The following is an 11,865-nucleotide window of genomic DNA, read 5'->3' as shown; positions in this document are numbered from 1 at the left end:
GAAAAAATTATAAATTACCCGGCACTCCAAAGCTTAAAGCAGATGATGGATCTAAAGCACGTCCAATATAATCATCTACTTGGGGCTCATAGTGTTTCCAAATTTGATACAGTTCAGCAATAGGATCTTTTTCAAACCAATCTACCCGTAAATCAATAATTGGCCAATCCATTTTATCGACAACCAATATACCTGCCGAATGTACAGGCCCTGCTTCTCCGCCTGCACTCAATCCTGCTTGCATCGCCAATAATAATCGTTCTGCAAGATCGCCTTTACTTTGCATAAACACATCACACATGACGTGTGGTATTTGATCATTTTTTAACAAATTGCCTGCACAAGCAACTTGCTCACCTGTATGTGTAGCATAAATACCTAATGTTTTTTCACCACTATATGTTGCCACTTGGCCATGTGTATCTAGGACCATTAATTGGCGGTAGTCAATAAATTCGGTGTTTGCCACAAGTTCTTGCATTGCATTTTTCGGAGCAACATCAAAACGAACCAAGTTTAATAAGACATCAGACAAATGTGGGTCGGTAATATTTTGACTAACCGCCACACCAATACCTGCTTTTGCTCGAATACAGCGCGCAGCCACAGCAGGCGATGAAGAACTAACTGCCGCTCCCATTTGACCTGTTTTTTCACAACGTGCAACAATTGAAAATGTCATCTTCTTTTTCTCTAAATTAGTCTGGAATCACCGCTGTAGCATCAATTTCAACCAACCACTCTGGACGAGCAAGTGCAGAAACGACAATACCTGTAGAAACAGGAAACACGCCTTTTAACCACTGACCAACCACACCATACACAGCTTCACGATAACGTGGGTCTACAATATAAATTGTGATTTTACAAATATCTTGTAACTCTCCACCTGCCTCTTTAAGAAGCATATCTATATTAAACATGGCTTGTTCTGCTTGGCCTTGCACATCACCGATACATACACTTTCTGAGGTATCTAAATTTTGTCCAATTTGTCCTCTTAAAAAAACCATTGCGCCTCGAGCAACCACAGCTTGGCAAAGATCGTTATCGAGTTTTTGTTCTGGATAAGTGGTTTTTGTATTAAATGTTCGAATTCGAGTATGTTTCATCCGCCTGTCCTTTCATCATGCGTGCAATGTGATGAGTATGCAATGCTGTATGCGTAAGACAATTTATATTTTCCTTGCCTATACTTCAGTTAATCCGTACTAAGCCCATCACCTTCATTTAAATATTGGATTCGTTTTTTTTGATGCAACTGTTTTGTATATGTGATTTTCATTTTCTGATGCAAATTTCTAATATCAACATCAGCGTAAATAGACTGTTCTGCACAATCGCAGCGCTCAGTTTTATACAAAAAAATAAGTAATTTAGGATGAAAACATGCAATTACCCAAACGTATAGACACAGTTGTGATTGGTGGTGGACAAGCTGGCATTGCAATGAGTGAACATCTGACGGCCTCAGGTACTGCCCATATTGTTTTAGAAAAATCACGGATTGCAGAAGCATGGCGTAGTCGACGATGGGACTCTTTAGTGGCCAACGGCCCATGTTGGCATGACCGTTTTCCACAGCTCAATTTCCCTCAAGCCCCAGATGATTTTGTGCACCATGATCAAGTGGCAGATTATTTTGAAGCATATGCTAAACACATTCATGCCCCCATTTTTACCAATACTGAAGTACTTAATGTTTCAAAAATACCAGCTCAACCCAACTATCTCATAGAAACCACTCAAGGCACTGTTATTGCTGAACGTCTTGTCATTGCAACAGGTCCATTTCAAAAAGCAGTCATTCCCTCTATTGCACCTAAAACATCTACGTTATATCAAATTCACTCTGATCAATATAAAAACACACAACAATTACCTCAAGGTGCTGTATTGGTTGTAGGGGCAGGGTCTTCAGGGGTACAAATTGCCGATGAACTCAATCGTGCAGGTAAAAAAGTCTTTTTATCTGTTGGACAGCACGAACGTCCACCTCGTCGTTATCGTGGTCGTGACAATGTATGGTGGTTGGGCGTATTGGGTGGCTGGGATGTTGAAAAACCCAATCAAGGCCCATTAAAAGGGTTTGCTGTAAGCGGTGCTCATGGTGGTCAAAGTGTTGATTTTAAAAAACTCGTTCAACAAGGCATTACTTTGGTTGGCATGACCAAAACATTTACTCAAAGCCATGTGACTTTTCAAGAAGATTTAGCAAAAAATATTCATGAAGGTGAACGTTGCTATTTAAAACTGCTCGATGAAGCAGATGTATTTATTAAAAATAATGGCTTATCACTTCCTGAAGACCCAGAGGCACGGGTGATGTTAGAAGACCCTACATGCATCACACAGCCCATATTATCTCTCGATTTGGCACAAGAAAACATTCAAAGTGTGATATGGGCTTCTGGTTTCAGCTACGATTACTCATGGTTAAATTTAGATGTTCTCGATGAACAATCTCAGCCAAAACACCGATATGGCGTTACAGATCTAGCAGGCGTTTATTTTCTAGGTCTACCTTATCTTACTGGGAGAGGCTCTAGCTTTATTTGGGGAGTATGGCATGACGCCAAGCGTATTGCAGATCACATGTCTATTCAAAAGACATATTTACAGTATTTACCATTAAAGCAACATGCTTCTACTGTTGAATAAAGATACTTTTTCAATATAATAATCAATCATCGCTCGATGGTTGATTGTTTCACTCGATTTATTTTTCATTAACTTTTTCATATCGTATTTATCTTAAATACACTCTAAATTCTCTGTTTAAACAGCTGTCATTTTTTCTTCCAAATAAAGGGATTTTAAACATAAAAAAAGAAAAATTTGCTGTTCTTGATTCAGAGAATACACATTATTTTGAGCTATACATTATCGTTAGATGGATTTTAAATAAATGTTTTTGATCAGTCGTTCACGGTTAAAAATAAACATCAGACACTCAAAAATAATGAACATTCTTTAAATTTTTATTTTAAAACTAATCTTTTGAATACTATTGAATAGCTTTAGAACATCTGTTTTACACACAGTTCTAAAAACCTATCGATTGAGATCAGACTATATAAAACTGTGTGATAACTCAGTTATCACACCTTATTCACCACCACAAATTATAGTAGATTTTTGTCCACACCAGTAATATTTGAGTTTATATTCTCTTGTAAAATGTTGAACAGCCTGTGTTGTGCTTCATGCGTATTCCATGCAATATGTGCCGTGACTAAAACATTCGGATGCTGAATGGTGAGTAATGGATGTTGCTGAGGTGGAGGCTCAACGTCTAAAACATCAACCCCAAGTCCACCAAGTCTATTTTGGTGTAATGCATTAATGACATCTTGATCATTCATTAAAGCACCTCGTCCAACATTAATTAAAATACAGCCTTTTTTCAATCGACTTAATACATCATCATCAATCAAATGGAAGGTGTGTTCATTTAACTCACAGTGTAAAGATAAAATGTCTGCCTGTGCCATCGCTTCATTAAACGGCATATACCCCTGACGACACGTTGTTGCCTGTTTACGTTCACTAAAAATAACAACCATACCAAACGCTTTCGCTTTCTCTGCGAGGGCAAGACCAATTTCACCTTTACCCACAATAACCAATGTTTTACCTTTTAATTCAAACATGGGGGCTGCTAAATAAAATGATGTTTTAGATGCTGACCATTGCCCAGTTTGAACCGCCTGTCGTTGCGAAGAAAAGTTTTTAATCAAGTTAATCATCAATAAAAATGCATGTTCTGCTACAGCATCACCTGCATAGCCTCGAATATTACACACTTTTATATTTTTTGATTTAAGTAGATCAATATCAATATGATCAAACCCTGTAGAACATAAAGCTACCAATTTCAAATTAGGGTTATGATTTAAAACATGCTCATCTACCGTTAAGTCACTCACAATAATGACATCTTGTCCGTGTACTTTGTCATACAGCTCTTGCTGAGTTAAGCCATCATACTCTGTATATTCAATAGGAACAGAAAACTCAAAAGGTTGGTTTAATAAAATATTTTTTTCTACACAGGTGATTTTTAAATGCCCCATAACAACATACACTCGTCTTTTAATTCAAAAAATTATCGTATTTCAATCTGATACGATGTTCATCATTCATTTTAGCTTATGCTTTTTTTTGAACCTGTTGCATAAAATCGCTCACCTCTTCTGGCGTAGGTGCAATTAAATCATATTTTTTAATGAGTGCATCATACTCTCCTGACTGCTTCATTTTCTCTAAACCGTCATGAATTCGTTGATACGTTGCTGTATCTCCTTTACGTACCACAATCCCACCAATAAATGGAAAAAATGATTCAGTCGACGTGATTTTTACTCGATTTTTGAGTTTTTTCACTGTGATTCTTGCCACACTGGTATCGTCATATTGTGCATCGGCTGCTTTTGCAAGCACCGCTTGAATCGCTTCTGGTGAAGTATCAAACTCTCTGACAGTAATGGGCGATTTGCCTTTGGCAATACAGGTTTCTTTCGACATTTGATTCAACTGATCTGGAAAGAGTGAACCTTTTTGTGTGGCAATGGTTTTACCACATAAATCATCACGCACTTTTGGTGTATAAGTTGAATCGTTCAGAACCAACACAGACTCTGTTGATTTAAAATAGGGGATCATATCCACTTTCATCAAACGTTCAGGGGTAATATACATTCCTGAAATTACAGCTTCAAATTTTTTGCCTTCTAACCCCGGAATCAAGTTAGAAAAACGAGTATCTACAAACTCGGCATCTGCCTTCGAATATGTCAAAATTTGCTTCATTAAATCAATATCAAAACCTGTGGGTTGATTGTTTTCCATATATTCAAAGGGTGGAAAAGTCATATCTGAGCCCACTTTGACGATGGATGTCACTGCTGAAGATGTATCTTGTGACGTCGTACCTTCTGTTTTACCACATGCTGTTAACCCACTGACGATGAACAAGGCCAGTAAAGGGCTTAAACGTTGACGCAAAATATGCATAAAGATGCTCCAAACAGGTATGATGGTATGAAATACCATGCTGACGACATCAAGTTATACGGAATCTCATCTGAAAAAGTAATTTTGAAATTCTTATGTAGGGTTATTAAAAATCCGATGCAAACTTTTATACAAAAGCACCTAAAATAATAAAAAACACGACATGGAATAATTCACAATGGATGAACAGCAAATACGAATTGATTTAGCCGCTTGTTTTCAATTATTTGCAACATTAAATATGCATGAAGCGGTTGCAAATCACTTCAGTGCAGCTGTTTCAGAGGACGGTAAAAAATTTCTTATTAATCCCAAATGGAAGCACTTTGCAAGTATTCAACCCAATGATTTAATTTTAGTTGATGTAGATGATGAACATTGTTTGAATGACGAACTGATTGATCCAACCGCACTCGCGGTACATGGCCAAATTCATCAATTACGACCAGATATTCGAGTCGTTTTACATTTACACCCCATATATGCCACAGCCATTGCATGCTTAAAAAATCCAAAAATTTTGCCTATAGATCAAAATACAGCACGTTATTTTAATCGAGTAGCATACGATGAACACTATGGTGGCATGGCCGACTCCAAAGCAGAAGGGCAACGTTTGGCATTATTACTCAAAGATAAAAAACGTCTGATGATGGGCAATCATGGCGTACTTATTGGTTCACATTCGATTGGTGTTGCATTTGACGATATGTACACCATAGAACGTGCATGCCAAATTTTGTCGACCGCATATGCAACTCAACAACCTCTCAACATACTTACAGATGACATTGCTGAAAAGACAGCTTTAGATTGGGAAAAAATTGAAGATTTTAGTGAGGCACATTTTTTAGAAATGAAGCGAATGTTATTGCTCAAATACATTTAAAAGAGAGATCATCACCTCTATATTTTAATACGCATACAATCTCACCATACAACTAAAAATTGAATATTTGCCTCATCTAGTGAAACCCTCTCATTGTTTATACAAACAAAAATATTAAAGGCTGACCTATATGTATTCTGTTGCTTTTTACATGTATGTATTTTTCAACGGCTTCACTATAAAGGCAAAACAGTAAGCATCGCTTTAAGCCTAAATGTATGGGGGATTTTCCATACATTTAGGTTAAATTGCGACTAAATCTTTAATGCCTTGTGCAGGCATATCTGCACCAATGCCTTCTGCCACCACTTGCCCACGTGACATGACTGTGTAGTAATCTGCAATTTCTTCAGCGAAATCATAAAATTGCTCAACCAATACAATCGACATATCTCCTTGATCTGCAAGTTTACGAATGACACGGCCAATGTCTTTAATAATTGAAGGCTGAATTCCCTCAGTGGGTTCATCTAAAATGAGCACACTCGGTTCAGAAGCCAATGCACGTGCAATGGCAAGTTGTTGCTGTTGCCCACCCGATAAATCCCCCCCACGGCGATGTTTCATTTCATCTAAAACAGGAAAAATTTCATATAAATGGCTCGGTACTTTTTTAGTTTTTGCGCCTGAAAACTTCGCCATGCCAATTAAAATGTTTTCTTCTACCGTCAGTGTTGAAAAAATATCACGTCCCTGTGGTACATATGCTAATCCTGCTCGCACACGTTGTTCTGGACTCATTTTAGAAATATCTTTGCCATTGAGTAAAATTTCACCTGACTTAATTGGCAAAATACCCATTAAACATTTCAAAAAAGTGGTTTTACCTACGCCATTACGCCCTAAAACTACAGAACATGCCCCCATAGGTGCGGTAAAAGACACATCTCGTAAAATATGGCTACCACCATAAAATTGATTAATCTGTTTTACTTCTAACATGCTCGCTCCTAACGCCCTAAATACTTTTCAATGACATCTTCATTGGCTTGAACTTCGGCAAGTGTACCTTCGGCAAGGATTGCCCCTTGTGCAAGCACAGTCACCTTTTCACTGATGGTGTCAATAAAGCTCATATCATGTTCGACCACCACCAAGGTATGATTTTTTTTCAGCTCCAAACACAATTCGGCTGTACGCTCTGTTTCGGCATCGGTCATACCTGCGACAGGTTCATCGAGTAAAATCAATTTTGGGCGTTGCATCAGCAACATACCAATTTCCAGCCACTGCTTTTGACCATGTGACAATAAACCAGCAGGCTTGTGAATAAACTCTTGTAAGCGGATTTGCTGTAACGACTCATCTAAGGCCAGTTGCGCATCTGCACTGAGTTTACGAAATAAACTTTTTTTCACTCGTTTATCTTTAGGTGCTGCTAACAGTAAATTTTCCATCACCGTAAAATTTTCAAATACGGTTGGCTTTTGAAACTTACGCCCAATGCCAGACTCTGCAATTTGCTCTGTACTCATTTTGGCTAAATTATAATTTTGCCCAAAAAAAGCACTGCCTTCTGTGGGGCGTGTTTTTCCTGTAATTACGTCCATGAGTGTAGTTTTACCCGCACCATTTGGGCCAATAATACAGCGCAACTCGCCCTCTTGAATGTATAGCGACAAATCATTTAAAGCACGAAAAGAATCAAACCAAACACTCACATTTTCTAAATATAACGCTACGCCATGAGTAAAATCAGGCCCAGCTTGTTTGAGTCGAGCATACTGTTCACCGACTTGACCACCATGTTCAATGTCTTTTTCTATTGTTGACATTAGCGGTCTCCCTTTTTAAAACGCTCAAATAAACCAATAATCCCTTTAGGCAAGAATATGGTCACCACAATAAACAATGCCCCTAAAATCAGTAGCCATGCTTCAGGATATGCCACTGTAAAATAGGTTTTCATACCATTAATAATCCCTGCACCTAAAATGGGGCCGATAAGTGTGCCTCGACCACCCGATGCCACCCATACTGCAATCTCGATTGAGTTTACAGGGTTCATTTCACTCGGATTAATAATGCCCACTTGTGGGACATACAATGCCCCTGCAATTCCTGCAATCATGGCCGATAAAATCCAAGCAGATAACTTGTACCATAAGGTGCGATAACCTAAATATTGCAACCGATTTTCACTGTCACGAATAGCACCTAATACACGACCATAAGGTCGATTCATGAGGCTACGCAAACCCATAAAACACAGTAACAATACCAATGCTGTGAGTGAACATAACATTGCACGCATGGGTGCAGATGTAATATCAAATCCTAAAATGGTTTTAAACCCTGTAAAACCGTTGTTACCACCAAAACCTGTTTCATTACGAAAAAATAATAAAGCGGCAGCAAAGGTCATGGCTTGAGTAATAATTGAAAAATACACACCTTTAATTTTTGAGCGAAAGGCAAAAAATCCAAAAATCAGTGCCACAAGACCAGGCACTGCCACCACCAAAAACAACGCCCATACAAAGTGATTTGTGCCTATCCAATACCAAGGTAGCTCTGTCCAACTCAAAAAACGCATAAAGTCAGGTAATTGATCGCCAGATGACTGACGCATAAGGTACATACCAAAGGCATAACCACCTAAGGCAAAGTACAGACCATGCCCTAAACTGAGTATGCCAGCATACCCCCATACTAAATCGAGGGCTAAGGCCACTAAGGCCAAACACATTATTTTTCCCAGTAAAGTGACCCAATATGCCGACAAGTACAAACTTGATGTGGGTGACAATAGATGCAACCACGGTAACAGCAGTAATACGGCAAAGCACAAAGCAATGAGTACTGCACTCATTGGTCGATCTGAAAGTAATGCTTGTATTTTCATAAATTACTCCACAAAGCGGCCTTTAATTGCAAATAAACCTTGCGGACGTTTTTGAATAAACAACACAACAAGCACCAATAAAATAATTTTGGCCAATACCGCACCAAGGCCAATTTCGAGCACTGTACCACTCACACCAAGACCAAGCGCCGCCAATACTGCACCCCACACTTGCCCTACACCCCCAACAACGACCACTAAAAAGGCATCAATAATATAATTTTGCCCCAAATCAGGGCCAACATTACCCACTTGCGCCAAAGCACAACCTGCAAGACCTGCTAAACCTGACCCTAAACCAAAGGCCATCATGTCTATACGAGCAGATCGAATACCCACTGCACGAGCCATTTGACGATTTTGTGTGACTGCACGAATAAACAAACCAAAACGGGTTTTATTCAACACATATAGTAAAAGCATTAAAATTGCCACGGTAAAACCAATAATCGCAATTCGGTTGTACGGCAAAATCAGTGATGGTGTAATTGACCAACCACCCGATAACCAAGAAATATTGGAAATTTCTACGTTTTGTGCACCAAAAATCATACGCACTAATTGCATTAAAATTAGGCTCACCCCAAAAGTAGCCAAGAGTGTTTCAAGCTGACGACCATATAAAGGACGAATCACCGTACGTTCAATGAGCATACCAATAAGCGCACTGACTAAAAATGCAGCAGGAATAGCAGCAATTAAGTACCAATCCATATAATGTGATAAATAAGTTTTAAATACGCCTTGCACCACATAAGTGGTATATGCACCAATCATGATCAGTTCACCATGCGCCATATTAATCACACCGAGCAAACCATAGGTAATGGCAAGCCCTAATGCTGCAAGTAGTAAAATACTGGCTGTACTGAACCCCGAAAATATATAACTACTCCACTCGCTCATTTTTAAACGCCATGAAATATCTTTTTTGGCTTGTTCAAGGGCTTGTTTTAATTGTGGATCTAATGCTGTTTGGCTTAACTGTTGCTCCACATCTGCCAATACATCAGGCCGATTAGATGCTTTGAGTGTTTCAGCAGCGTGTATTTTAGTTTTTACATCGGTACTCGATAAATCCATTCGAGCTTTGAGAAGCAATAAGCGCTGCTTAACCTGATCACTCGACTCATGTGCATATAATTGACTGACCATGTTAGGGTCAAGTTCACTCACGTTGGACTCTAAAATATCAATGGCTTTTAAACGTTGTGAAGGGCTGTCTGACTTAAGCTTTGCTTTAGCTAAACCAAAACTTAATGCTTTTTGTAGTGTGTTCACCAAAGTCACTTGGTTTAAATCGGTCGGTGTCGGTTTCACTTGCTGATCTTGCGGATAGCGAACCACATCATCAGCAGATTTCATAATGTAGGTATGCCCTGCACTATCTACATATAATTGTTCTTTTTCCAAAAAATCTGCAAGTTGTTCAAGTTGTTCTACACTTGCTGGCCATTGATTGAGCATATTACGGCGTTCCGAAAAATTTGCTTTCACAAATTTTTGAATCGCATCATCAGAAGTGACTTGTTGCTCAGATGCCATTGCTGTTGTATTTGTGGTCGATTCAGCATAAATAGATTGAATACAACACCACTGTGCGACGAGGAGTAAAATGGTTGCGATACGCGTTTTCACCAACATCAGCGACTCTCCTATTTTATAGAAAATAAAAATAGCCATACAAAAGCCCATTACACGCAGCATAATGGGCTTTTTAGAGTGGCTTACTTAGGAATATAAGTACTCCATGGCTGTGCTTCGATGGTGGTTGGTGATTTATAGACAACATCAAATTGTCCATCGGCACGAATTTGACCAATCATCACAGGTTTATAAAGGTGATGATTTTTTTCGTCCATTTTTAAAGTGTAACCAGATGGCGCATTAAAGGTTTGACCTGCCATAGCATCACGAACTTTATCTACATCGGTCGTACCTGCTTTTTCAACCGCTTGCTTCCACATGTTAATGCCTACATAAGTGGCTTCCATTGGGTCGTTCGTGACTAATTTATCGGCATTTGGCAATTTATACTGCACAGCATATTGCTTCATTTTGCCAATAAAGTCGGTATTTACAGGGTTTTTTACCGACATGAAATAGTTCCAAGAGGCCAAATGACCGACCAATGGTTTTGTATCTATACCACGTAATTCCTCTTCACCGACTGAAAAAGCCATTACAGGAAGATCTGATGCTTTAATCCCTTGATTGCCCAACTCACGGTAGAACGGTACATTTGAATCGCCATTAATGGTTGAAATGACTGCTGTCTTTTTACCTGCTGAGAATTTCTTAATATTTCCTACAATGGTTTGATAGTTGCTATGACCAAATGGTGTGTATTCTTCCATGATGTCTGCATCAGCCACCCCTTTAGACTTTAAAAAGGCACGTAAAATTTTATTGGTGGTACGTGGATACACATAATCTGTGCCCAATAAAACAAAGCGCTCGGCTTTACCACCCTCATCACTCATGAGGTATTCCACCGCAGGAATCGCTTGTTGGTTAGGTGCAGCGCCCGTATAGAAAATATTTTTTGATTGTTCTTGGCCTTCATACTGTACAGGGTAAAATAGCAAGCCATTTAACTCTTCAACCACAGGTAATACAGACTTACGAGATACCGATGTCCAACAACCAAAAATCACAGCCACTTTATCTTGTGTAATTAATTGACGTGTTTTTTCGGCAAATAACGGCCAGTTCGATGCAGGATCTACCACCACAGGCTCTAATTTTTTACCCAGCACACCACCTTTGGCATTAATTTCATTGATCGCCATCAAGGCCGTGTCTTTTAAAGACGTTTCTGAAATTGCCATCGTTCCCGAAAGTGAGTGCAAAATACCCACTTTAATGGTATCGCCACTTGGTGCTGTTGTTTTTGTTTCTGATGCAGGTGTGGGCTTGGTTTCTACAGGTGTTTCAGCAGGTTTTGAACAGCCCGTTAATACCATACCCCCAAGAATTGTTGCTGCAAATAAGCTTTTAGATAAAATATGGTGCGTTAGGCGCATGTTACTACTCCAATCTCTTTATGTGGTCGTTCTATACGCCAAAGGGAGCAAGTTATGTGCCAATCATTTTTATTATAGACTTAAGTCTT

At 39.0% G+C, this 11,865-nt stretch carries 11 protein-coding genes; 2 read left to right on the top strand and 9 right to left on the bottom strand.

What is annotated here, in order from left to right; genetic code table 11:
- Window positions 1-7 precede the first annotated feature (7 nt).
- A complete protein-coding gene (locus I2F17_RS07875) occupies window positions 8-682 on the bottom strand; it encodes a DUF1028 domain-containing protein (protein ID WP_196421840.1) in 675 nt (224 codons plus the stop codon).
- A 16-nt stretch (window positions 683-698) separates the two neighbouring features.
- Window positions 699-1,112 carry a RidA family protein gene (locus tag I2F17_RS07870; RefSeq protein WP_196421841.1) on the bottom strand — a complete coding sequence of 138 codons (414 nt, stop codon included), beginning with the start codon at window positions 1,110-1,112 and terminating at the stop codon, window positions 699-701.
- 277 nt (window positions 1,113-1,389) lie between these two features.
- Here I2F17_RS07870 and I2F17_RS07865 point away from each other — a divergent pair, with 277 nt between their 5' ends.
- A complete protein-coding gene (locus I2F17_RS07865; protein ID WP_211139527.1) occupies window positions 1,390-2,661 on the top strand; it encodes a flavin-containing monooxygenase in 1,272 nt (423 codons plus the stop codon).
- Window positions 2,662-3,125: 464 nt separating this feature from the next.
- On the opposite strand, the gene I2F17_RS07860 is transcribed toward I2F17_RS07865, so the two are convergent.
- Both I2F17_RS07860 and I2F17_RS07855 read right to left on the bottom strand, forming a co-directional pair.
- Complete coding sequence (locus I2F17_RS07860) at window positions 3,126-4,076, bottom strand: NAD(P)-dependent oxidoreductase (protein ID WP_211139526.1); 951 nt, start codon at window positions 4,074-4,076, stop codon at window positions 3,126-3,128.
- Between the two features lie 76 nt (window positions 4,077-4,152).
- Window positions 4,153-5,016 carry an ABC transporter substrate-binding protein gene (locus tag I2F17_RS07855; protein WP_196421844.1) on the bottom strand — a complete coding sequence of 288 codons (864 nt, stop codon included), beginning with the start codon at window positions 5,014-5,016 and terminating at the stop codon, window positions 4,153-4,155.
- 178 nt (window positions 5,017-5,194) lie between these two features.
- On the opposite strand from I2F17_RS07855, the gene I2F17_RS07850 reads away from it, so the two are divergent.
- Window positions 5,195-5,905, top strand: coding sequence for a class II aldolase and adducin N-terminal domain-containing protein (locus I2F17_RS07850; RefSeq protein WP_196421845.1), 711 nt, complete (start codon window positions 5,195-5,197; stop codon window positions 5,903-5,905).
- 243 nt (window positions 5,906-6,148) lie between these two features.
- On the opposite strand, the gene urtE is transcribed toward I2F17_RS07850, so the two are convergent.
- The 5 genes from urtE to urtA all read right to left on the bottom strand — a co-directional run bounded on the left by urtE (window position 6,149) and on the right by urtA (window position 11,716).
- Complete coding sequence (urtE, locus tag I2F17_RS07845) at window positions 6,149-6,847, bottom strand: urea ABC transporter ATP-binding subunit UrtE (protein ID WP_211139525.1); 699 nt, start codon at window positions 6,845-6,847, stop codon at window positions 6,149-6,151.
- An 8-nt stretch (window positions 6,848-6,855) separates the two neighbouring features.
- On the bottom strand, window positions 6,856-7,680 hold the full coding sequence (urtD, locus tag I2F17_RS07840; protein ID WP_196421847.1) for an urea ABC transporter ATP-binding protein UrtD: 825 nt from the start codon (window positions 7,678-7,680) through the stop codon (window positions 6,856-6,858).
- Window positions 7,680-8,750 (bottom strand): urea ABC transporter permease subunit UrtC, encoded by a 1,071-nt coding sequence (gene urtC / locus I2F17_RS07835; RefSeq protein ID WP_211139524.1) that lies wholly within the window; start codon window positions 8,748-8,750, stop codon window positions 7,680-7,682. Before urtC ends, urtD begins: the two co-directional genes overlap by 1 nt.
- Before the next feature lie 3 nt (window positions 8,751-8,753).
- Entirely contained in the window at window positions 8,754-10,394 is a 1,641-nt protein-coding gene (urtB, locus tag I2F17_RS07830; protein WP_211139523.1) for an urea ABC transporter permease subunit UrtB, read from the bottom strand.
- An 83-nt stretch (window positions 10,395-10,477) separates the two neighbouring features.
- Window positions 10,478-11,716: an urea ABC transporter substrate-binding protein gene (gene urtA, locus I2F17_RS07825; RefSeq protein ID WP_407926557.1), complete on the bottom strand. Its 1,239-nt coding sequence runs from the start codon at window positions 11,714-11,716 to the stop codon at window positions 10,478-10,480.
- Between the last annotated feature and the right edge of the window lie 149 nt (window positions 11,717-11,865).

The sequence above is a fragment of the Acinetobacter baretiae genome (genome assembly GCF_015627105.1).
In the GTDB taxonomy this organism is placed as follows: Bacteria; Pseudomonadota; Gammaproteobacteria; order Pseudomonadales; family Moraxellaceae; genus Acinetobacter; species Acinetobacter baretiae.
The sequence above is the reverse complement of the archived record's forward strand: the minus strand, read 5'-3'. Positions and strand labels throughout refer to the sequence as shown.

Coding starts and splice junctions, on each gene's coding strand:
- urtB (WP_211139523.1), bottom strand. CDS start 10,394: ATGTTGGTGAAAACGCGTATCGCAACCATTTTACTCCTCGTCGCACAG.
- I2F17_RS07855 (WP_196421844.1), bottom strand. CDS start 5,016: ATGCATATTTTGCGTCAACGTTTAAGCCCTTTACTGGCCTTGTTCATC.
- urtD (WP_196421847.1), bottom strand. CDS start 7,680: ATGTCAACAATAGAAAAAGACATTGAACATGGTGGTCAAGTCGGTGAA.
- I2F17_RS07865 (WP_211139527.1), top strand. CDS start 1,390: ATGCAATTACCCAAACGTATAGACACAGTTGTGATTGGTGGTGGACAA.
- urtC (WP_211139524.1), bottom strand. CDS start 8,750: ATGAAAATACAAGCATTACTTTCAGATCGACCAATGAGTGCAGTACTC.
- urtE (WP_211139525.1), bottom strand. CDS start 6,847: ATGTTAGAAGTAAAACAGATTAATCAATTTTATGGTGGTAGCCATATT.
- I2F17_RS07875 (WP_196421840.1), bottom strand. CDS start 682: ATGACATTTTCAATTGTTGCACGTTGTGAAAAAACAGGTCAAATGGGA.
- I2F17_RS07870 (WP_196421841.1), bottom strand. CDS start 1,112: ATGAAACATACTCGAATTCGAACATTTAATACAAAAACCACTTATCCA.
- urtA (WP_407926557.1), bottom strand. CDS start 11,716: ATGGTATTAACGGGCTGTTCAAAACCTGCTGAAACACCTGTAGAAACC.
- I2F17_RS07860 (WP_211139526.1), bottom strand. CDS start 4,076: ATGGGGCATTTAAAAATCACCTGTGTAGAAAAAAATATTTTATTAAAC.
- I2F17_RS07850 (WP_196421845.1), top strand. CDS start 5,195: ATGGATGAACAGCAAATACGAATTGATTTAGCCGCTTGTTTTCAATTA.